General features: G+C 70.7%; 14 protein-coding genes and 1 pseudogene. 1 reads left to right on the top strand and 14 read right to left on the bottom strand.

Annotation, left to right across the window (positions count from 1 at the left end; genetic code table 11):
- The 7 genes and pseudogenes from G6045_RS41410 to G6045_RS12095 all read right to left on the bottom strand — a co-directional run.
- Positions 1–107, bottom strand: a pseudogene (locus G6045_RS41410) (FHA domain-containing protein); the annotation flags it as partial.
- A 151-nt stretch (positions 108–258) separates the two neighbouring features.
- Positions 259–1596, bottom strand: a complete 1338-nt coding sequence (locus G6045_RS12120) for a vWA domain-containing protein (protein WP_165331895.1) — start codon at positions 1594–1596, stop codon at positions 259–261.
- Positions 1597–1720: 124 nt separating this feature from the next.
- Positions 1721–3037, bottom strand: coding sequence for a PP2C family protein-serine/threonine phosphatase (locus G6045_RS12115; protein WP_165331900.1), 1317 nt, complete (start codon positions 3035–3037; stop codon positions 1721–1723).
- A gap of 13 nt (positions 3038–3050) precedes the next feature.
- Positions 3051–5744: a tetratricopeptide repeat protein gene (locus G6045_RS12110; RefSeq protein WP_328707739.1), complete on the bottom strand. Its 2694-nt coding sequence runs from the start codon at positions 5742–5744 to the stop codon at positions 3051–3053.
- Between the two features lie 2 nt (positions 5745–5746).
- Complete coding sequence (locus tag G6045_RS12105) at positions 5747–7066, bottom strand: coiled-coil domain-containing protein (protein WP_165331894.1); 1320 nt, start codon at positions 7064–7066, stop codon at positions 5747–5749.
- A 78-nt stretch (positions 7067–7144) separates the two neighbouring features.
- Positions 7145–8191, bottom strand: a complete 1047-nt coding sequence (locus G6045_RS12100) for a glutamate ABC transporter substrate-binding protein (protein WP_165331898.1) — start codon at positions 8189–8191, stop codon at positions 7145–7147.
- A gap of 62 nt (positions 8192–8253) precedes the next feature.
- Positions 8254–9708 (bottom strand): hypothetical protein, encoded by a 1455-nt coding sequence (locus G6045_RS12095; RefSeq protein WP_165331893.1) that lies wholly within the window; start codon positions 9706–9708, stop codon positions 8254–8256.
- Between the two features lie 402 nt (positions 9709–10110).
- On the opposite strand from G6045_RS12095, the gene G6045_RS12090 reads away from it, so the two are divergent.
- Positions 10111–13824 (top strand): S8 family peptidase, encoded by a 3714-nt coding sequence (locus tag G6045_RS12090; RefSeq protein ID WP_165331892.1) that lies wholly within the window; start codon positions 10111–10113, stop codon positions 13822–13824.
- A 61-nt stretch (positions 13825–13885) separates the two neighbouring features.
- On the opposite strand, the gene G6045_RS12085 is transcribed toward G6045_RS12090, so the two are convergent.
- The 7 genes from G6045_RS12085 to G6045_RS12055 all read right to left on the bottom strand — a co-directional run bounded on the left by G6045_RS12085 (position 13886) and on the right by G6045_RS12055 (position 21714).
- Positions 13886–14707 carry an NAD(P)H-binding protein gene (locus tag G6045_RS12085; RefSeq protein WP_165331891.1) on the bottom strand — a complete coding sequence of 274 codons (822 nt, stop codon included), beginning with the start codon at positions 14705–14707 and terminating at the stop codon, positions 13886–13888.
- A 167-nt stretch (positions 14708–14874) separates the two neighbouring features.
- Positions 14875–15900, bottom strand: a complete 1026-nt coding sequence (locus tag G6045_RS12080) for an N-acetylglucosamine kinase (protein WP_165331890.1) — start codon at positions 15898–15900, stop codon at positions 14875–14877.
- Positions 15891–17156, bottom strand: a complete 1266-nt coding sequence (locus tag G6045_RS12075) for a 6-phospho-beta-glucosidase (RefSeq protein ID WP_165331889.1) — start codon at positions 17154–17156, stop codon at positions 15891–15893. The genes G6045_RS12080 and G6045_RS12075 overlap by 10 nt, the downstream gene beginning before the upstream one ends.
- A 5-nt stretch (positions 17157–17161) precedes the next feature.
- Positions 17162–18067 carry a carbohydrate ABC transporter permease gene (locus G6045_RS12070; RefSeq protein WP_165331888.1) on the bottom strand — a complete coding sequence of 302 codons (906 nt, stop codon included), beginning with the start codon at positions 18065–18067 and terminating at the stop codon, positions 17162–17164.
- Position 18068: 1 nt separating this feature from the next.
- Positions 18069–19043, bottom strand: coding sequence for a carbohydrate ABC transporter permease (locus tag G6045_RS12065; RefSeq protein ID WP_165331887.1), 975 nt, complete (start codon positions 19041–19043; stop codon positions 18069–18071).
- Positions 19044–19048: 5 nt separating this feature from the next.
- Entirely contained in the window at positions 19049–20380 is a 1332-nt protein-coding gene (locus G6045_RS12060; protein ID WP_165331886.1) for an ABC transporter substrate-binding protein, read from the bottom strand.
- Between the two features lie 113 nt (positions 20381–20493).
- Positions 20494–21714, bottom strand: a complete 1221-nt coding sequence (locus G6045_RS12055) for an ROK family transcriptional regulator (RefSeq protein WP_165331885.1) — start codon at positions 21712–21714, stop codon at positions 20494–20496.
- Positions 21715–21944 lie beyond the last annotated feature (230 nt).

The following is a 21944-nucleotide window of genomic DNA, read 5'->3' as shown; positions in this document are numbered from 1 at the left end:
GGCGGGGGGACGGCGCCGGGGGGCGCGCTCGCACCGGTCATGCGGTGGCCGCAGACCTCGCACCAGTCGTCGGAACCCGACTGGTGTCCGTTCGGGCAGGTCGGCATGTCGGCGCTTCCCCCTCTCCTTCTACGGCGCTGGGCCGCTGAGTCGGTACCTTTCGGTACGTTCGGTACTCGGCGCGTCACTCAGGGCATACCGCGGGGCGTGCCCAAGAGCCTTACCGTCACGGCCCGTTGCCATGCCGTCGCGCTGTGTTCACTTCTTGACGCGAACCGTCTTGGTCGACCGGGTTTCGAGAGTCATCTCGTCGGCGTCCTCGACCTTCGCCTTCAATCGCACAGTACCTGTCGCGGCATCCTCGACGTCGACCACCTTCGCAAGCAGTTTCGCAGTGTCCTCGTTCCCGGAGGCCGCCGCGAGCTGAACTGCCCTGCCCAGCTTGGCCGTTGCGCCGTCCATATCGCCGGCCTTGCGCGCCTCGAGACCCTGCTGGATGACCTGGGCCAGCTCGGCCTGCCCGGTGTAGTGGGCCACCTGCGGGTTGATCGACGTGGACGCCGCCATGTCGTCGGTCCATACGGCGCGTACCAGCCCCTGCGACAGCGTCTGGACGCTGCCGTCACCCTGCGGCACCACCAGGGAGACCCGGGCCGCCAGCATCTCCTGACCCAGATCGGCGTTCGGGACCTGAACGCAGACGTGATAGTCCCGGGACTCGTCACCCCAGGAGCCGGTCGGATAGTCGCCGGCCCGCGGGCCCGCCTCGGTGCGCCGGCTCGTCAACTCCTCGACGGTCGGGGCGACTTGCTTCACGAACTTGATCTCTGTGCCCACGGGTGTCCAGAGCCGGAGCGCCACATCGGCGACCTCCTTGCCCATGGCCGCCTCCATCATCTGCGTGAAGTCGGCGGCGAGCCCGGCCGGGTCGGCGACGATATCGGCGGTCCCGAGCAGCGCCGAGGCGATCGCGGTGACCTCCTTGACCTCCCAGTCCGTCCCCACGCCACGGGCGTCACAGGTGTAGCGGCCCGCGCAGGCGTCGAGTGCGGCCTTCAGGTCCTCGGGCGACTCATGCTCGTTGCGTCCGTCGGTGAGCAGGATCCCGTGCCGTATGGAGACATCGGCCGAGGCGAGCAGCCGGTCCGCCAGCTTCAGCCAGGTGCCGATCGCCGTACCGCCGCCCGCGCTCAGCTTGCGCAGCGCCTGCTTGGCCTGGTCGCGGGTGGTCGCGTCGGCCACGGCGAGCTGACCGCCGCCCGGATAGACCTCCTTGGCCACATGCGTACCGCCGATGATCGCGAAGTGCACGCCGTCGCGCAGGGTGTCGACCGCCGCGGCCGTGGCGTCGCGGGCATTGCGCATCTTGGTCGGCGGATAGTCCATCGAGCCCGAGCAGTCCACCATGATCGCCACCGCCGCGTCCGGTGTGCTGCCCGTCGCGTACGCGCGCACGGCTGTGCCGCCGACGGTGCCGCCGCCGGTCGAGGTCACGGTGACGATCGCATTGACTTCACGACCGCCCTCGGGCAGGTACTCGTTCTGATAGACGTCCACCGAGAACTGCGGAACGTTCGACTTCGAGAAATTCGCCATGCTGGTGTGCTCCCCCCTCAGCAGCGCCGTGCGGTCCCTGCCCCTCGCGAGCAGGGCTGGGCGGCACTTTGTGCTGACGTAACCGAGTTGTGTGGGTACCGCACCCCCGGCGCGGTGTCCCGTCTCAGGCCGATCCTGCCCCTTGCGGTGCAAGGGAGAACGGCAGTACCGCCACTGTTACGTTGTCGTGGCCCCCGCCGTCCAGAGCGTGACCGACCAGGACCTGCGCGCAGTGCAGCGGACGCTCGGCCGCATCGGCCGGCACGACGGCGGCCATCTCGGCCGCGCCCTCCGCGTAATTCCACAGTCCGTCGGTGCACACCACCACTACACCCGCACGGTCCGGCTTGAAGGAAGCGGTGTGCGGCTCCAGTTCGTACGCGTCGGCGCCGAGCCAGCCCGTGATGGCATGGGCGCGCTCGTCCGCGTACGCCTCCGCCTCGTTCATCAGACCCGCGGCCACCATCTGCGCGGCCCAGGAGTCGTCCTCGGTGAGCCGGGCCGCGGGGGAGGTGCGGTCCTCGGGCACCCAGTACACGCGCGAGTCCCCGACCCAGCCCACCACCAGGAGTCCGCCGGCGATCACCGAGCCCACGATGGTGCAGGCCGGGGCGTTCTGATGGCGGTGCGGGTCGTGCTCGCGGGCGTGCGCGGGGTCCTGCGCAAGGGAGTTGACCGCGTCGGACGCCGCGATGATCGCGTCGTGCATGGCCTGCTGCGGGTGGGTGCCGCGCGGCAGCGAGGCGAGCAGCGACTCGTTGGCGGCCTGTGAGGCCGCGGCCGAGGCCTCGTCGGGCCGGGTCGCCGAGGACACGCCGTCGCAGACGATCGCGACGACCGCGGGCGAACCGTCGGGCAGCGCGGTCGCGGAGACGGCGAACGCGTCCTCGTTGCGGTGATGGCGCAGGCCCCGGTCGCTGACCGCGGCGACCGCGTCCAACTCCCGTTCCATGTGGTCGCGTTCGCGCGGCTGTGCGTGGCCGCAGTGCTCGCAGTAGCCGTCCTGGTCGACCGTGCCCGTACGGCAGGCGACGCAGAGTTTGGTACCGGCCGGGGGAGTGGCCGCCGGGGGCACGACCGTGCGCGGGTCGGGGGCCTGCAGCGCGTACTCGTCAGGGCCCGGCGGGTGGTCGAACCGCACCTCGCCGGTCAGGTCGCCGCCCGAGGAGTCGGTGCCGCGCAGCTCACCCGGGTGGGAGGTGTCCGTGCTGATGTCCGGGGCCTCGGGCCACTCGACCGGTCCCGCCGGCTCCTCGGCGGGGGAACCGCCTTGTGCGGACGCCCCGTTGATGGCGATCGTCGGGTGGTCCTCGGCGGCGGCCGGCTCGGGGGCGGCCGACAGATCGAACCCGCACGCGCCGCAGTAGAGGTCGCCGGTCTCCAGCGGCTCCTCGCAGCTCGGGCACGACGACATCTCTGCCCCCTCGGTCAGCTGGCGCATCTGCGACATCAATTCACACCCACGTCCGGGGGCGGAAACGGTTGGCCCGCTCCACCAGTTCGATCCTCTCGTCACCACGCTGTGCCAGCCGGGCCAGCATCCGGTACGAGCGTTCGAGGCCGAACCTGAGGCCCCGCTCGTCCAGGGTGCTGCCGAGCAGCAGGGATTCCGACGACTGCGCGGTCCCCTGCGGTGGCGCGGCACCGCGGCTACCGGAGAGTACCCAGTCGAGCGCGGTACCCAGGACCTCGGCCGACAACTGCTCGCGGCGTACGGCGTCGAGCCCGAACTGCTGCAGCGCCTCGACCTGTCCCGCGGCCGCGGTCAGATCGTCGAGCAGCGGTTCGTGCACCGCCTGGTCCCGGAGCCGGGCCCGTACGGCCGCGACCCGCGCCGCCGTGTAGTGAATGGATGCCTCCGGTACGGACTCCAGGGTACGCACCGCACCGCGCCGGTCCCCGGCGGCCAGCTGAACCCGGGCGAGCCCGAAGGCCGTGCTCACGTAGCTGGGATCCGTGGTCCATACGAGGCGGTAGTACTCGGCCGCGTTGTCCAGCTGGTCGAGGACCTCCGCGCAGACGCCGAGCGCCAGCTTGGGGGCGGGTTCGCCCGGGAACGCGTCGTAGATCGCGTCGAAGGACAGCGCCGCCGTCTCGAAGTCGCCGGTGGTGAGCGACACCACACCGCGGTACCAGACCACGCGCCAGTCGTCGGCGTGTGCCCGTTCCAGGTTCTCCAGGAGCTGGGTGGCGGGCGCCTGTTCGTTCATCTCCAGGAGCGCGCGCAGCTCGCGCAGGCGCAGCTCCAGGGAGGTGGCCGGTGCCGCGTGCAGGGCCGTGATCAGCTCGGCCGGAGCCGCTGCCATCAGGCCCGCGAGGAAGCCCGCGTTGGGGTCGCCCGGGTCGACCCGCGGTACGGGCAGCGCCAGGGCGGTCGCGGCGTGCGCGAGCGGCTTGACGATCGAGCCGCGGGACGCGGGGGCGGGCAGGGTGGAGGGCGGTGGGGCGCCGGGGGCCGAGGCGTACTGGCCGGGCGGCACAGGTGCGGGCCCCGTCGGGGACAGGGGCGCGGGCTGTGAGGGGATCGCGGGCATCCCACCCGGGCCGAGCGCCGCGCCCGGGGCGAGCGCCGCGCCCGAGCCGTTGGCGGCCGCCCCCGAACCGTTGGCCGCGCCGAGCGCGGCCGTTCCGTTGCGCCGTGCCTTGCGGCCCACAGGCTCGGCCCGCGTCCCCAGCCTGGAGACCTCGCCGTCCTGCTCGCGGAACAACTCCGTGTCCGTGACGCGCACTTCGGACCCGAACAGCGTGGACAGGGCGGGCCGCGGCCGGCCCGTCTGCAGCGACACGACCTCGCGCAGCACGCCCGTCAGCTGCTCGGCCATCTCCTGAGCCGAGGAGAACCGGCGGGCGGGGTCGGGGTCGGTGGCCCGTACGAGGAGCCGGTAGAAGGACTCGTACTTGCGGAAGACCTCGATGTTGTCCGGGTCGGGCAGCGAGTCCACGAAGACGTTCGTATAGCCCTGGAAGTCGAAGGTCAGGACCGCGAGCGTGCGCGCCACCGTGTACAGGTCGGAGGCGACCGACGGGCCGACCTCGGCGACCTCGGGTGCCTGGTAGCCGACCGTGCCGTAGATCGCCGACTCGTCGTCGTCCATCCGCCGGACCGCGCCCATGTCGATCAGCTTGAGCTGGTCCTCGGTCTGGATCGCGTTGTCGACCTTGAAGTCGCAGTAGAGCAGATTGCGGCTGTGCAGGTGGCCGAGGGCCTCGAGGGCTTCGATGCCGAACGCGCAGGCCTGCTCGACCGGCAGCGGATCGCGCTTGCCCTGGGGCGTACGCCGCTCGTTGGCGATCTCCTTGAGGGACTTGCCGCCCACGTACTCCATGACGATGTAACCGTCGAGGGAGCCGGTGCGCTGGTCGAGATGCTCGACGAAGTTGTAGATACGGACGATGTTGGAGTGCTCGATCTCGGCGAGGAAGCGCCGCTCCGAGATCGCCGCCTCCATCGCGTCCTGGTCGCCGGTGTCGAGCAGGCCCTTGAGGACCACCCAGCGGTCGGAGACCGCGCGGTCGACCGCGAGATAGACCCAGCCGAGTCCGCCGTGCGCGAGACAGCCGACCACCTCGTACTGGCCGTGCACGATGTTGCCGGCCTCCAGCTTCGGCACGAAGGAGTACGGGTGTCCGCACTTCGTGCAGAAGCCCTCCGTGCGTCCGGGCCGCTCACCGCGCGCGCGGCCCACCGGGGCGCCGCAGTCGGAGCGGGAGCAGAATCGCTTCCTCTCCGGAACCTCGGGGTTGTCCTGCACCATCGCGCGCGGATCGGGCCGCGGCACCTGCGGGACCGTGACCAGACCGACGCCAAGCCGGCCGCGCCCCGAGGACCCGCCCGTCGCACCGGTCGACCGTACGGAGACGCTGCGGGTCGACGTACTGCCGCGGGACAGGCTGCGCGAGAGCCGGCCCGAGACGGAGCGGCGCGACTGCGACGAACGCGAGGAGCGGGACGACGAACGGCTGGAGGAGCGCGAACTGGACGAGGAACTGCTGCCCTTGCCGCCCCCGGTGATCCCGGTCGGCGGCGAGGACACCATGCCGTTCGGCGAGACGACAGGGGCGAGCCCGCACATGTCGCAGTACAGCTCGCCGCCGCCCATGTCCTCGTACGAGCCGGTGCAGTTCGGTCGCTGGCACTTGGTGTCCACGGTCAGTCCCCCCTACGGTCCGTCGGCTGTCCCTGGTACGGCACGCGCGGTGCGAGCACCTCGGCCGCCGCATGCTGATAGCGCAGCACCGCCTGCTCGGCCACGCGCAGATCGCAGGGCGCGCTCCACAGCATCCGGCGCGCGGCGTCATAGCGCTCGATGAGCAGCGGGTCCTCGGCGGCTCCGTGCCGGGCCACCTTCGCGCGATACGCGTCGAGCCGGCCGCGCAGCTCGGCGCGTACGGCGAGTGGCTGGGTCACCTTCTCCAACGACTCGCGGGCGCGCAGGAGTTCGGACTCGGCCTTCTGCTCCAGGGATTCGAGCAGCGGCGAGAGCCGGTGCCACTGGGCGCTTCTGCGGTACTCGGCGGCGGTCGCCAGCTGCTCCTGGAGCACGGTGGGCGGTCCGCTGACCGCGGGCACCTCCGATGCGGCGATCTTCGCGAGCACCTCGCCGCGGGCGGCGCGCGCCTCGGCGAGCGTACGGTCCGCGCGCGAGAGCAGATCGCGCAGCTTGCCGAGCCTGAGCTCCGCGTCCTGGCGTACGCCGAGCACCGCGTCGATCTCGCGGCGCACCTCCTCGAGGGCGCGGGCCTCGCGGTCGTAACGCTCGGTGTCGGGTCTGCCGCCGCCGGGCGCCGAGGAGCCCGGCGTGGGCCGCCAGAACGTCAGCGGGTCGGAGACCACCTGGGCGCGCAGCGCCGTCAACTCGCTGGTGATCCGGTCGAGATCGTCGCCCGCCGGGTGCTCGCCCGGGCGTACGCCCACGGACTGGGCGAGCTGGCGGGTGCGGGCCAGCTCGGCAGAGAGCATGTCGATACGGGCGGGCAGCGCGGACCAGACGGCGTCCGCGGCGACGACCATGTCGAGCGAGGAGGCGTACAGACCGTTCATCCGCTCCACGAGCGCGCTCAGCGTGAACTGCTCGGAGAGCCTGGTCGGGCCGGTCAGCGAAGCGGGCGCCCCGGTGGCCGGGGCGCCCCCTGCGAGGGTGACGGACTCGCCGCGCAGGAGCTCGGTGAGCTCCACCAGCTCCTCACGGCTCGGCCAGCGCCGGCGGGCGCGCAGCTCGCGGGCGCTGGTGAGGGCGTCGGTGTAGGCGTCGAAGTACGCCCACAGACGGGTGATCTCCTGCTCCGCGGCGGCCCAGCGCTCCTTGGTGGTGCCGGTCAGTTCGGCACCTTCGAGGAGTCTGCGCCCCGCGTGGTCCTGCAGCGCGAGCAGTGAGGTCTCGATCGCCTCGTGCTCGGCGCCAAGACGTGCCAGCGCACGGTCCACCTCGTCCCGGTCCATGACGGGACCGGCGGCTCCCGTGACGCCCATCCGTGTGTCGCCTCTCTGCTGTGCCGGTGTGGCCGGCCGTCTGTGTTCTGCTCCGCCTCTGCCCCGTCAAATACCCTGTCAGTCGCTGTAGTTGGGGGCCGGCGGCTTGGCCTTGGCGCCGGGGTCACCCAGCGGGACCGCGAGCCACTTCGCGTACGACTTCTTCCAGCCGGCGGGGTCCTTGCGCCACTGGTCGAGTTCGTGGTTGACCCGGCGCACCAGGTCCTCCGCCTTCGGGTCCTTGCTCATCGCGATGCCGTAGTACTCGGTGGCCAGCGGGTCGCCCTTCAGCTCGACCGTCGGATCCTGCGCGGCCTGGCCCGCGGCGAGCGCGCTGTCCGTGACCACGCCGTCCACCTCACCGAGCTGGAGCCTTACCAGGCAGTCGAGTTGGTTGGGGACCACGAGAGGTGTATCGGCACCGTAGTCCTTGTCCTCAAGTGCTCCCTGGGCGGTGGATCCCGCGGCGACACAGAGCTTCTTGTTCTCGAGCGACGCGTCGAAGCCGGTGATCTTCGAGTTGTCCGGGGCCAGGACCTGCTGCCCCGTGGCGAAGTACGCGGTGGAGAAGGCCACATCGGCCTTGCGCTTGCAGCTGATGGTCATGGTGCGCACGATCATGTCGACCTGGCCCGACTTGATCATCGGGATGCGCTGGTTGGTCGGTACGGCACGGAAGACGATGTTGACCTTCTCGTCACCGTTGTCGTCCGTGTACGTGCCGAAGATGGCCTTCGCGATCGCGTTGGCCAGATCGATGTCGAAGCCTTCCAGGTTCCCGTTGTTGGGGTTGCGGTAGCCCCACAGGTAGCTGTTCTGGTCGATGCCGACGACCAGCTTGTTCTTGGGCTTGTCCGTACGGTCGCGGATCTCCTCGATCTTCGGGCCGTCGTCGATGTCGCGGGCCCCCAGGCTCGCGTCCGGCTGTGCTTCGTCACACGCCGGTGCCGCGGGGGCGAGCGCCTGCCGGGCGTCCGCGACGCCCTGGCTCCCCGTACCGGAGGGCCCCTCGCTCACGTGGTGCAGCGGCAGCAGCGCGAAGGCCGCGGTCAGCACACACGCGAGCGCCATGGCGGCCACCCCGCCCCAGCCCCGCAGGCGGGAGAGCGGTCCTGCCACGGCCATCGCCCGGATGCGGGCCGCATACCTCTGGCGGTCTGTAGCGCTCATGATCTCGTCGCCCCCTCTCACCGGTACTCCGACAGCCTGCGCCCGATACCGAGCACGGCACCCGTCGCTCCGAGCACCGCGAGCACGGCGGCGCCGACCGGCAGTCCGGTCATCGCGCCGCGGCCGTCCTCGGCGGCGCTCCTGAAGTCCTGCTGCTCATGCGCGATGGCCTTGTCGAGCGACTTGTCGGCGAGGTCGAAGCAGTCACCGGTGGCCTTGCTCTGGTCCCCGTTCTCACCGATCACGCCGGCAAGGGCCGCATCGTAATTGCCCTGGTTGTCCAGGGTGCGGGCGGCCGTGTGGCGCTTCTTCCACTCGGTCACCGCGAACACGGTCCTGTCCACAGGAGCGTCGCCGGCCTCGTCCTCGGAGAGCTTCCAGGCCGCCCCGAGGGTGCCCTTCGTCTTGTCGCCGAGGGCCGCCATCTGCTTTTGGAACTCCACGTCGTAGAAGTCCTCGCCGGCCTTCGGCTTTCCTTCGGGCACCGTCACGGCACCGCGCGAGACCAGGGTCAGGTTTTCGCTGCTGCGCGCCTGGAGGATGGAGATCCGCGCGTCGTTGAGCGCGTTGAGCGAGCGGACCCCGTCGTCGTACGACCCGGACAGACCGCTGTAGGCGAAGGTGTGCCCGACCGCGAGCCACAGGAGCACCACCGTGCCGGCCGCGGTGGCGACCACCATGCCGTGGTTGAACACCCGGTTCGTGCGCCGGTAGTTGCGCCGCTGCGCCCACACCAGACCGCCGATCGCGACCACGCCGAGCGCGATCGCCCCCCAGGGGTAGGCCTTGGCGTCCGCGTAATCCGCGTTGAGCTGCTTCTTCTCCGCTTCGTAGAGATCCTCGGCGGCGGGCAGCATCTCGTTCTGCATCAGGTCGTTGGCATTGCGCAGATACGCGCCGCCCAGCGGCAGGCCCTGGCGGTTGTACGTACGGGCCGACTCGATGCGTTCGGCGAACTCGGGCAGCAGCTTGTTCAACTTCTCGATGTAGCGGGCGGACTGGCCCGAACCACGGCTGGCCCCCGCCGCCGTGCTCAGCTTCTCCGCCGCCATGTCGAGATCGTCCTGATAGCGCTGGCGCAGCTTCGGCGACTCCTCGTTCGCCGCCAGGAACCCGCTGGCCGCCGCCGTGTTGGCATCGGCGAGCGACCGGTAGATGGCGGCCGCGTCGGAGGACAGCGGCGCACTGCGGTGCAGCACGTCATCCGCGGCCGAGGACCGCTCGGCCATCTGCCAGGCCGTCACCGCCCCGAACGCGATCACCAGAACCGCGATCACGGCCCCGATGATCCGCAGCCGCCCCGGCTCCGTGGTCGACGCGCTGCGCAGCCGGTCGGTCAACTCGGCTCGCGCGCTGCGCCGTTCCGGCATCACCGCAGGTCCCGGCGGTGGCGTCCCCTGAGGCGGCACGGCGGGCAGCGTGGGCGCGGCCGGGCTCGGCGGCGCCGCGCTGCCGCTCGGCAGGTATGTCACGCTTGACCTCCCCCTTGGTCATCCGTGGTCTTCCACGCGCAAGTATGGCCGCAGGGACTGACATCCGCGCCATCGTTTACACGATCTTGTTCGAATCGGTGGAGAGCTGTGCACCAAGTCGGCTGAGAGCTGTGTATCAGGCGCAGCCCGAAGTGCCGCACCGGCCCCCGCCATTAATACGCCGCGAGGAGGGGTTCGGTTCCCTCGCGGGCCCTGCGAATGCCGCCGAAGCGCTCCCCGTACGAGAGCTCCTGTCCCGGATAAGGGAGTTCCTGTCCCGAACGGCACAAAAGTGCCATGGCAGGTAGTCGCCACTCCCGACCCTGGCGCAACTCCCGCCCCAGCCGCACCAATGGTCCTCGAGGCCGGATGCGAAGGCCACGGCGCGTGTGAGGGGTCGGGATGGCAAGACGGACACGTTACGCGGGGGTGGTGGCGGCCATAGCCGTCGCGCTGCTCGCGACCGGGCTGCCCCAGGCGGGGGCGGCACCGGGCGGCGAAGGGGCCGCGGTGAACCCGCGGGACTTCCTGCCGCCCGCCACCAGGACGGTGACGCTTCTGAGCGGCGACAAGGTCTCGCTCACGGGGAGCGGTGAGGGGCTCCAGGTCACGGCGGTGAAGCCGGGCGAGGGGCGGGAGCACATCGCGTTCTCGCGGGCGCGGATCGAGGGGCACGAGTACGTCATCCCCGTGGACGCGACCGACGCGCTGGCCCAAGGGCGCCTTGACCGGGCACTGTTCGACGTCACTTCGCTCGCCGCCGAGGGGTACGACGACGCCTCGCGCACGACGATTCCGCTGATCGCGACGGAGCGGACCGCGCTCGCGGGTGCGGCCCGCGAGGCCACCTTCGGCGGACTCGGTCTGACCGCTCGTACGGTCAAGAAGTCCGAAGCCGCCGAGGTGTGGCGGGACTTCGTCAAGGAAGCGGCCGGCAAGAGCCGCAGCGCCGAGGCCACCAAGCTGTGGCTGGACGCCAAGGTCGAGGCGAGCCTCGATGCGAGCGTGCCGATGACCGGTGCGCCCGAGGCATGGAAGAGCGGCCTCGACGGCAAGGGCGTGCAGGTCGCCGTGCTCGACTCGGGCGCCGATGCCACGCATCCGGACCTCGCGGAACGGGTCGTCGCCCAGAAGGACTTCACCTGGGACGAGAGCCCCGAGGACTTCAACGGCCACGGCACGCATGTGGCCTCGACCGTCGCGGGCGGCGGCCAGGCCTCCGGCGGCCGCTACAAGGGTGTCGCGCCGGGCGCCGAGCTGATCAACGGCAAGGTGCTCGACGGCGGCGGCAGCGGCTACATCTCCTGGATCCTCGACGGCATGCAGTGGGCCAAGGACCAGGGCGCCGACATCGTGTCCATGTCCCTTGGCTCCGACGTGCCGAGCGACGGCACCGACCCGTTGTCCCAGGCGGTCGAGCAGCTGAGCGCCGACGGCGGACCGCTGTTCGTGATCGCCGCGGGCAACGCGGGCAAGCCCGGCACCGTCGGCTCCCCGGGCGCCGCGCCGAGCGCCCTGACGGTCGGCTCGATCACCAAGCAGGGCGGGATGTCGGAGTTCTCCTCCCAGGGCCCCTCGCTGATCGACGCCGGCGTGAAGCCCGAGATCACCGCGCCCGGCAGCGAGATCCTGGCCGCGCGCGCCAAGGGCACCCACGAGGACGCCTCCGGCAACGACAGCTACGTCACCCTGAGCGGTACGTCGATGGCCACCCCGCACGTCGCGGGCGCCGCGGCCATCCTCAAGCAGAAGCACCCCGGATGGGACGCGCAGCAGCTGAAGGCGGCGCTCGTCGGCAGCGCGGACGCGGTGCGCGAGGCCTCCGTGTACGAGCAGGGCGCGGGCCGTGTGGACATCCCGGACGCGCTCGACGCGCGCGTCACGGCGTCCCCGGCCGCCGTCTCCGCGAAGCTGGCCGGCGATGCGGCCGAGGACGTCACGCGTGAGGTGACGTACCGCAACTCCGGTACGAGGGACGTCCGTCTGAGCCTCGATGTCGAGGGCCGGGCACCCGTGAGCCTCGCCGAGCGCCGGCTGACCGTGCCCGCCGGCGGCAGCGCGAAGGCCACGCTCCGTATCGACGCCGACCGCGCCGATGCCGGCCCGCACAGCGCCTGGATCACCGCGCGCGGCAGCGACGGCAGCCGGGTGCGCACCCCCGTCGGCGTCCAGGCCGAGCCCGACAGCGCGACCCTGACGCTCGCGCCGGGCGACCTGCGCGACGGTGTGAGCCGTACGTACACCCACGTCGTGTGGCAGAACGAGCAGACCGGCGCCTCCGACATCGTGGGCTTCACCACCGGCAGCGAGCAGGTCACGCTGCCCAAGGGCAGCTACCGGCTGCTCGCGGACGTCTGGGAGTACCGCAACGCCGGCAACGGCGAGACCACCGCCATGTCCACCGTCACGCTCGCCGAGCACGTGGAGCTCGACGGCGACAAGGCGCTGACCGTCGACGTCTCGGACGCGAAGCCGGTGGACCTCGGCGTCGACGATCCCAAGATGCAGGTGGTGCCGGGCGGTTCCACACAGGGTCTGGTGTCCGACACCGGCACAGGCCCCACGGGACTGCTCACGCCGATCTTCGACGGCCAGTTCAAGGCGTACACCGTGCAGAGCGCGCGGATGGACGGACTGACGTACTTCGCGGGCGGGACCTGGGCGGAGCCGCTCCTTCGCGCCACGACCCTCGGCGACAAGCCGCTGAACATCCGCGTCAACCCGTACTTCTACGCCCGTATCGACTGGGATGTAGAGGGCGAGGTCGCGGACGCCGGCACGGGCAAGGACCTCACCGGGCTCGAACTCACGGACAAGATCGTGCTGTTCACCCCGGAGCGCGAGGCGCCGGGCGCCGAACGCACCCGCCGCTACCAGGCGATCATGGCCGAGAAGCCGGCCGCGGTGATCTTCTCCGGTACGTGGATCGACGGCGAGGAGGGCGACAACCTCCTGGTCACGCAGGAGCCCGGACCGACGCTCCTTCGGGAGCGGCTCGCGGACGGACCGGTGCGGATGGAGATCGTCGGCAAGCGCAACGCCGACGACGTCTACTTCACCTTCCACCACTCCGACGACGGCGTGCCGGGCGGCGCGCGGTGGACGGACCGCAAGCGGGACCTCGCCTCCGTCGCGCACAGCCAGCGCACCACCGGGTATCCCAACGACCCCAAGGGCGTGTACGGCTGGGTCACTTACGAGGGCGTCGTGCTCGCGCAGCAGCAGACGATCGTGCGGGCGCCGCACCGGTTCACCGGGCACTACACACCCGGACTGCCCTGGACGACGGCGACCTTCGAGTACGCCAGCGACGAGGCGGGTGCGCTCGGGGCCCAGTACTCCGCGCCGACCGTGTACGAGGCGGGGAGCAAGGGCGCCGACCACTGGCTGTCCGGGCCGTTCGGGCCCGCGCTCGGAGTCACCACCCTCGAAGGCCGCACGCCCGTCGCACGTGACCGGGACAAGCTGCGGGTGGACGTGCCGATGTTCTCGGACGCGGCCGGACACCGCAGCGACTCGCCGGCCGTGATCGACTCCGGCAGCACCGAACTGCGGGACTCCGACGGCGACTTGATCGGGCGCAACGGCTACGGAGGGCGCGGTCTGTTCGACCTGCCGGCCCGCTCGGACCGGTACACGCTGACCGCGACGGCCGAACGGGACGACCCCTCGTGGTTCCTCGGCACGAAGGTCAGCGACACCTGGACGTTCCGGTCGGGGCGTACGGCCTCGTCGCGGGCGGTGCCGCTGCTCGATGTGCGGTACGACATGTCCGCCATGGACGGCGACAACTCCTTCGTCCCCGAGCGGCCGTTCGGGTTCGGGGTGTCCTTCCCGTACCAGGCGGGGTCGCGCGGGGCGCCGGTCGGCCGGGTCACCGTGGAGTACTCCACGGACGACGGCGCGACCTGGTCGCAGGCCGCCGTCTCCCGCGCCGGCGCCGGCGCCTGGGATGTCGAGGTCCCGGGCCTGGCACAGTCCCGTGTGTCGCTGCGCGTGACGGGCACGGCTTCGGACGGCACGTCCGTCACGGAGACGGTGACGCGGGCGTTCAAGGTGGGCTGCCCTGAGGACTGGTGCTCCTACGCGCCGCCGTGGCCGGGCTGGAACGACTAGGGAAGGAAACGGCTGAGGGGTGCCCTTACGGATATCCGTAAGGGCACCCCTCGCTCCGTCCTCAGGCGCGGAACGCGTCCGCGTGCTCCGCCGCCCACGCGGCGAACGTCCGGGCCGGGCGGCCCGTGACCCGCTGCACGACGTCGGTCACCGTCCGCCCCTCCTCGGGCGTGTTCCCGTACACCATCACCAGGAACTCGATCGTCTCCGCCGGCAGCCCCTGCGCGGCCCACTGCTCCCGCGCCTGCGCCTCGCTCAGCTCCACCAGTTCGATGGCGCGCCCTCGGGCCGCCGCGAGGGCCGACACCTTGTCCTGGAGGGTGAGGACCTGCGGCCCGGTGACCACATACGACTGTCCGGCATGCCCGGGCGAGACCAGTGCCTCGGCCGCCACCGCGCCGATGTCCGCCTCGTGCACCATCGCGCTGAGCCGGCCGACGAAGGGCTCGCGTACCTCGTCGGAGGTGCGGATGGCGTCCGCCCACTCCAGGGCGTTGGACATGAACTCGACCGGCATCACGACCGTCCAGTCGATGCCGGACGCCTTGACCGTCTCCTCCAGCGGCGTCGGGCCGCCGCCGTGCAGCACGGTGATCCGCCGCACGCCCGCCTTCTCGGCGAGCGCCACGATCTGCGGGCCGGTCTCCAGGGGCGCGAACGCGGCGCCGCCGAAGGTGATCAGGTGCACTCCGGTGACGCCCTCGAAGGCCGGGGCCAGGCTGTCCGGGTCGGTGAGGTCGCCCCGTACGACCTCGACACCCTCCGGAAAGGACGTCCGCGCCGGGTCACGGGTCAGGGCGCGTACCCGCACGCCCTTCGCCAGCAGCTGCTCGACGATCTGACGGCCTACGGAACCGCTTGCGCCTGCGACCAGAAAGGTCATGGTTCGAGCTCCTTCGTTCGGTTGATGAGACCAACGTAGAACCCCTTGCGGACAGCTTCTGTCCTAGTTCGGGCGGTGCGAGCAAACAATTCGGAACCGCTTCGAGGGACCGCCGCGAGGGTCCGTCCCGGGCCGCTGCGACGTGGCTCGAGCATGGACCCTCCCGCTCAATCCGTCGATACGGGTTGCGGCACAGGCACCGCAGCGGCGGGCCTGGAGCCGGGCCCCTCGTAGAACTGCCGCACCCGGGCCGCCACTTCGGCCGGCGCCCCCACCTGATCGAGGCCCAGCAACGCCGCCCCCAACACCGGCCGGGCGGTCACCACATGGGCCTCGGCGAGCGGGGCCGCCGCGGCCAGGCGTTCGCGGATCCCCGTGTCCAGGAGTGGGTGCCGGGCCGCCAGCACGCTCCCGCCAAGGACCACCGGCACCGGTGTCGACAGCAGGTCGAGGCGGCGCAGGGCCACCTTCACCATCGCGAGGACCTCGTCGGCCAGATGGTCCACGACCGACCGGGCCACCGCGTCGCCCTCCGCCGCCGTCGCGAAGAGCACCGGCGTCAGCTCATGGCGGCGCGCCGGCGGGATCCGGTCCAAGTGCAGCGCCTCGATCAGCGCGTACATCGTCGGAAGCCCGAAGTGCCCGGGGAGCGTGCGGGCCAGGTCCGTCGGGTCGCCCCGGCCGTCCTCGGCGCGCGCCGCGAACCACAGGGCCTCCTCCGCGAGGCCCCAACCGCCGCCCCAGTCACCGGAGATACGGCCGATCGCGGGGAAGCGGGCGGTGCGGCCGTCCGGGGTCATGCCCACGCAGTTCATGCCCGCGCCGCAGACCACCGCCACGCCGAGCGGCGCGTCCACGCCCGCCCGCAGGATCGCGAAGGTGTCGTTGCGGACCACGGCCGCATCCCCCCAGCCGCGAGCGGCGACGGCCGCGGTCAACTCCCGTTCCTCGACCGGGAGATCGGCGTTCGCCAGGCAGGCGGACACCAGTGACACCGATGTCACGCCGGCCTCGTCCAGGGCCTTCGTGACCGGCACGGACAGGGCGTCCATCGCGGCCTCGACACCCACCCGGGGCGGCTGGAACCCTCCGCCGCGTGCGGTCCCGAGGACCGTGCCGTCCTCGCCGACCACCGCGACATCGGTCTTGCTGTTGCCCGCGTCGATGGCGAGCACACTTGCCGTCAGGCCCACGCGAGATGCTCCCGGTTGTGTGCGATCAGCCGGTCCGTGAGGCCTTCGGCCGCGTCGTACTGGCCGATGAGGGGATGGGAGAGGAGCGCCTTGAACACCCGGTCGCGGCCGCCGTGCAGGGCGGCTTCGAGGGCCAGATCCTCGTACGCGGTGACATGCGCGATCAGGCCCGAGTACAGCGGGTCGAGCTTCGGCACCGCGAGTGGCGTGGCACCGTCGCGGCCCACCCGGGCCTGCACCTCGATCACCGCGTCGTCCGGCAGGAAGGGCAGCGTCCCGTTGTTGTACGTGTTGACCACCTGGTGCGGCGAACCGCCCCCGCCGAGCAGCGAGGCCGCGAGGTCCACGGCCGCCTCCGAGTAGTAGGCGCCGCCGCGCTTGGCGAGCAGCTCGGGCTTCTCGTCGAGCGCCGGGTCGCCGTACATCGCGAGCAACTGCCGTTCCATCTCGGCGACTTCGGCCGCCCGGGACGGTTTGGTCCCCAGCTCCCGTACGACCTCGTCGTGCGCGTAGAAGTAGCGCAGATAGTACGAGGGCACGACGCCGAGGCGGTCGAGGACCGAGCGCGGCAGCTTCAGCATGTCCGCGAGCTCGTCGCCGCCCTCGGCCAGGATCTTCGGCAGCACGTTCTCGCCCTCGGGGCCCCCGATGCGTACACCGAACTCCCAGGTGAGGTGGTTCAGGCCCACATGGTCCAGATGGACTTGGGAGGGCGTGACGCCGAGCGCCGAGGCCCAGCGCCGCTGGAACCCGATCGCCACATTGCACAGCCCGACCGCCTTGTGGCCGGCCTGGAGCAGGGCGCGGGTCACGATCCCCACCGGGTTGGTGAAGTCGATGATCCAGGCGTCCGGGTTGGTGCGGCGGACGCGTTCGGCGATGTCGAGCACCACCGGCACGGTTCGCAGCGCCTTCGCGAGGCCGCCCGCGCCCGTGGTCTCCTGGCCGACACAGCCGCATTCCAGCGGCCAGGTCTCGTCCTGGTTGCGGGCCGCCTGCCCGCCGACGCGCAGCTGGAGCAGCACCGCGTCGGCGCCCTCGACGCCCGCGTCCAGGTCGGAGGTGGTGACGATCCGGCCGGGATGACCCAGCTTGGCGAAGATCCGGCGCGCGAGGCCCCCGACCAGCTCCAGACGCTCGGCAGCCGGGTCGACCAGCACGAGCTCCTCGATCGGCAGGACCTCCCTCAACCGGGCGAATCCATCGATCAGTTCGGGGGTGTACGTGGAGCCGCCCCCCACTACTGCGAGCTTCACAGCATTCAGCCTTTCACTCCGGTCAAGGTGACGCCCTCGACGAATGCCTTCTGGGCGAAGAAGAAGAGGAAGATCACGGGCGCCATGACGAGAACGGTCGCCGCCATGGTGAGGTTCCAGTCCGTCTGGTGCGCGCCCTTGAAGGACTCCAGGCCGTAACTGAGGGTCCACGCGGCCGGGTTCTCGGAGGCGTAGATCTGCGGTCCGAAGTAGTCGTTCCACGAGTAGAAGAAGTGGAAGAGCGCGGCCGCCGAGATGGCGGGCTTGCACATCGGCACCACCACACGGATCAGCGTCCGGAACTCGCCGCAGCCGTCGATCTTCGCGGCCTCCGTGTACTCACGCGGGATCGTGAGCAGGAACTGCCGGAGCAGGAAGATCGTGAAGGCGTTGCCGAAGCCCATCGGGATGATCAGCGGCCACAGCGTGCCCGCCAGATCGAGCTGCTTGGCCCAGAACAGGTACATCGGCACGATGACCACCTGCGGCGGCAGCATCATCGCCGCGATCACGGCCATCATCATCACGTTGCGCCCGCGGAAGCGGAACTTGGCGAGCGCGTACGCGACCGGCAGGCTGCTGCAGATCGCGAGCAGGGTGCCGAGGCCCGCGTACAGGAGGGTGTTCTTCCACCAGGTCAGAAAGCCCGGCGTCTCCCAGACCGTGCCGAAGTTGCCCCACTCCCAGGTCTTCGGCCACAGATCGCGGGTGAGCGCCTGGTCGTCGCTCATCACCGCGGTCAGGAAGACGAAGACGAACGGGAGCAGGAAGAACAGCCCGACCGCGATCGCGAGCGAGTGCACGGCGACCCACTCAAGTGCCGCTTTGCGCTTGGCCGTTCGGTGCGCCGGGGTTTCGGTACGGGGCGTGGGCGCCGGTGCCTTCACGGGGGCGAGGGTCGTGTCGGTCATCTCAGTCCTCCGCCGAAAGGAAGCCGCTGCGCCGGCGCATCAACAGGGCCGTGAACGCCATGGCGAGCACGAAGAGCACGAGCGCCACCACACAGGCCGCGCCGGTGTCGAAGCGCTGGAATCCCAGGTTGTAGATCACCTGCGGCACCGTGAGCGTGGACTTCTCCGGGTAGCCGGGCTCGAACTGCTGCCCCGAACCGCCGATCACGCCGCTCGCGACCTTCGCGGCGACCAGCGGCTCCGTGTAGTACTGCATCGTCGCGATCACGCCGCAGACCACCGAGAACAGCACGATCGGCGAGATGTTCGGCAGCGTCACGTACCGGAAGCGGTGCCAGGCGTTCGCGCCGTCGAGATCCGCCGCCTCGTACTGCTCCTTCGGTACGTCGAGCAGCGCGGCCATGAAGATGACCATGAGGTCGCCGACGCACCACAGCGCCAGGATGGTCAGCGAAGGCTTCGACCAGGACGGGTCGTTGAACCACTGCGGGCCCTCGATCCCGATCGTGTCGAGGAGCGTGTTCACCGGTCCCGTACCCGGGTTGAGCAGGAAGACGAAGGACATCGTCGCCGCGACCGGCGGGGCCAGGAACGGCAGGAAGAACAGGGTGCGGAAGAAGCCCGCGCCCGTCTTGATCTTCGTGATGAGCAGGCCGACGCCCAGGCCGAAGACCACCCGCAGCGAGACCATGACGACCATCAGCCACAGGGTGTTGCGCAGGGCCGGCCAGAAGAACGGGTTGTCCTGGAGGACGTACGCCCAGTTCTTCAGGCCCACCCAGGTCGGGGCCGTGAACCCGTCGTACTTCATGAAGGAGAAGTAGACGGTGGAGAGCAGGGGGTAGAGGAAGAAGACCGTGAGGCCGATGAGCCAGGGGGAGAGGAAGCCGAGGGTACGCAGTGCTTGCTTGGCGCGCTTCGCGCGCGGGGCAGCACGCCTGCGCTTCGCCCTCAGCCCGTACGGGACGGTGCTCATCTGCGTCAGCCGGCCTGCTCGTTGTCCTTGTCGACCTGCTGGTCGTTGTTCCCCAGCAGCGCGTCCATGTCCTTCTCCGTGCCCTTCTCGTACTTCAGCGCGTAGTCCTGCAACGTCAGCAGGAACGCGCCGCCGTTGACCGACGAGGGGGCGTGGGAGGACCCCGGGTGCTGGGCGATGTCGACGAACGTGCGGTAGACCGGGTCGTTGTTGAGCTTCGGCGACTTGATGGCCTCCTGTGTGGAGGGCACGTTGTGGATCGCGTTGGCGAAGGAGACCACCGCGTCGGTGTCCGTGGACAGGTACTTCACCAGCTCCCAGGCGGCGTTCTTCTTCGCGCTGGTGTTGGCGATGCCGAGGATCGTGCCGGACAGATAGCCCTTGCCGTAGTCGGCGACCTGGTCGTCCGGGACCGGGAACGGTGCCGCGCCGATCTCGAAGTCCAGGTCCGCGTCGGCGGCCATCTTGCCGCGCCACTCACCGTCCAGCTGCATCGCGACCTGGCCGGTGTGGAAGGGGTGCTTGGGGCCCCACTCGTCACCGAGCGAGGTGCGGAACTTGTTCAGCTTCGCGGCGCCGCCCAGGTCGTCGACCAGGTTCTTCTGCCACTTCAGCATGGCCTTCACGGCCGGGTCCTTGGCGGTGTTGGACTTGCCCGCGCCGTCCAGGTACTGCACGCCGAACTGCGAACCGTAGTGCTCGACGGTCGTCTCGTAGCCGAGGTAGCTGGGCATGAAGCCGAGCCGCTCGAAGCCGTCGCCCTTGGTCTTGGTGAGCTTCTTGACCACCTTGTCGAACTCGGAGAGCGTCTTCGGCGGCTCGGTGATGCCGGCCTCCTCGAACGCGTCCTTGTTGTAGTAGAGCCCGTACGCGTCCCCGAGCAGCGGCACCGCGCAGCGCTTGCCGTTGTGCTCGGTGTACTTGGCCATCTGCGGCAGGAAGGTCTTCGCCGGGTCGATCTTCGCCTTGTCGAGGAAGGGCTTCAGATCGGCGAAGGCGTTGGAGGAGCAGAAGCGGCCCACGTTGTCCGTGGTGAAGGACGAGACGACGTCGGGGGCGTTCGAACCACCGGCCCTGAGCGCCTGGTTGATCTTGTCGTCGGTCAGTCCCTTGACGACCTTGACCTTGATGTTCGGGTGCGCCTTCTCGAACGCCTTCACGTTCTCGGCGATCGCCTTCACCTCGCTGGGCGCGGTCCAGCCGTGCCAGAAGGTCAGCGTGGTCTTGGCGTCCGGGTCGTCGTTCGCTCCGTTGTCGGACGAGCCGACGCAGGCGGAGGCGAGCAGGGATATCGAGGCCACCGCTGCGGCAGCGGTGATCTTCCGGTTTTTGGGCATGACGGTGTCTCCCAGGGCAGGGCTGAGTGCCGGAGGTGTGGGTGCTGTGCTGTGGAGCGGGGTGCTGTGGGGTGCTGCAGTGTGCTCTGTGCTCTGTGCTCTGTGCTCTGTGGTCAGCGGGCGGTGTCGAAGACCTCGTCGCGGGTGTCGGCGAGCGCGCTCTCCAACGCCCCGCGCAGAACGGGCTGTTGCTGCACCTCGCCGAGCACGAGCTGCGGCCGTGACGCGGCCAGCTCGGCGAGTTCGGCCTGGATCAGCGCACGCAGCGCCTCACCGCCGGCGGTCATCAACCCGCCGGACAGGACGATGAGTTCGGGGTCGAGCACGGCCACGACCGAGGACAGACCGGTGGCGATCCGGTGAGCCGTTTGGTGCAGCAGTTCGGCGTGGCGTGCGTCGGTGGGGTCGGCGGACGCGCGGGTCAGGAGCTCGGCCGCGGCCCGTGCGTGCGGGGTGCGCTCGGAAGCCCCTTCGATGCCGAGCGATTTGGCGATACGGGGGACGGCCTGCGCACCGGCCAGCTCCTGGTAGCCGCCGCTGCCGGTCTTGGCGACCTGGCGTACCAGCGGCGTGCCGGGCACGGGCAGGAAGCCGAGCTCGCCGGCGCCGCCGGTCCAGCCGCGGTGCAGGCGGCCGTTGATGACGAGGGCGGCGCCGATGCCCTCCTCGTTCCACAGGAGCACGAAGTTCTCGTGCTCCCGCGCCGCGCCGAGCCGCTGCTCGGCGACGGCCGCGAGATTCACGTCGTTCTCGTACTCGACGGGCATCGGCAGCGCGGCCGCGAGCTCGTCGAGGAGGTCGGGGGAGTGCCAGCCCGGCAGGTGGTGGGCGTAGCGAAGGCGGCCGGTGTTGGGGTCGAAGGCGCCGGGGGTGCCGATGACGACGCGGTGCAGGTCCGAGCGGGCGAGTCCGGCGGCCTTCACGGCGCCGTCGAGGGCCTTGAGCACCTGCTGCCGCACCCCGCCCGGTTCGGAACGGCCGGCGCGGCCGGGGGTGGCCAGCTCGAACTGCCCGACGGTGGCGCCGGTGATGTCGGCGATCCCGGCGAGGATCCGGCCGGGGGTGACATCGAGTCCGGCGACGTGGGCGGCGCCCGCGTGCACGGCGTACAGCTGGGCGTTGGGGCCCGGGCGGCCCTCGCTCGTGCCGGTCTGCACGACGAGGCCCGAGGCCTCGAGCCGTGCGAGGAGCTGGGACGCGGTGGGCTTGGACAGGCCGGTCAGCTTGCCGATCTTCGTACGGGACAGCGGGCCGTGCTCCAGGAGCAGATCGAGTGCGGCACGGTCGTTCATCGCCCGCAGCACGCGCGGAGTCCCCGGTGTGGTCCCGGCCATGGTGCCCCCTCGTACAGCCCTGCTCGTGACGGCAGGGACGGTACCCGGCTGTCTGTTAGGAAGGTTTCCTATTGCTTATGGGGAAGTTAGCAGCGCAGGGCCGGGGGACGTCAAGGGTCGCGGCCGGCGGGGAGACCAACTCGTTACGGCGACTCGTTACGGCGACTCGTTACGGCAACTCGTTACGGCAACTCGTTACGGGCAACGCGAAAGGGGCCGCGCCTTCCGGC

This window comes from Streptomyces mesophilus (assembly GCF_011044995.1).
Classification (GTDB): Bacteria; Actinomycetota; Actinomycetes; order Streptomycetales; family Streptomycetaceae; genus Streptomyces; species Streptomyces mesophilus.
This window is presented reverse-complemented; position numbering and strand designations above follow the sequence as displayed.

Coding starts and splice junctions, on each gene's coding strand:
- G6045_RS12085 (WP_165331891.1), bottom strand. CDS start 14,707: ATGACCTTTCTGGTCGCAGGCGCAAGCGGTTCCGTAGGCCGTCAGATC.
- G6045_RS12070 (WP_165331888.1), bottom strand. CDS start 18,067: ATGACCGACACGACCCTCGCCCCCGTGAAGGCACCGGCGCCCACGCCC.
- G6045_RS12055 (WP_165331885.1), bottom strand. CDS start 21,714: ATGGCCGGGACCACACCGGGGACTCCGCGCGTGCTGCGGGCGATGAAC.
- G6045_RS12115 (WP_165331900.1), bottom strand. CDS start 3,037: ATGCGCCAGCTGACCGAGGGGGCAGAGATGTCGTCGTGCCCGAGCTGC.
- G6045_RS12090 (WP_165331892.1), top strand. CDS start 10,111: ATGGCAAGACGGACACGTTACGCGGGGGTGGTGGCGGCCATAGCCGTC.
- G6045_RS12060 (WP_165331886.1), bottom strand. CDS start 20,380: ATGCCCAAAAACCGGAAGATCACCGCTGCCGCAGCGGTGGCCTCGATA.
- G6045_RS12100 (WP_165331898.1), bottom strand. CDS start 8,191: ATGGCCGTGGCAGGACCGCTCTCCCGCCTGCGGGGCTGGGGCGGGGTG.
- G6045_RS12120 (WP_165331895.1), bottom strand. CDS start 1,596: ATGGCGAATTTCTCGAAGTCGAACGTTCCGCAGTTCTCGGTGGACGTC.
- G6045_RS12065 (WP_165331887.1), bottom strand. CDS start 19,043: ATGAGCACCGTCCCGTACGGGCTGAGGGCGAAGCGCAGGCGTGCTGCC.
- G6045_RS12105 (WP_165331894.1), bottom strand. CDS start 7,066: ATGGGCGTCACGGGAGCCGCCGGTCCCGTCATGGACCGGGACGAGGTG.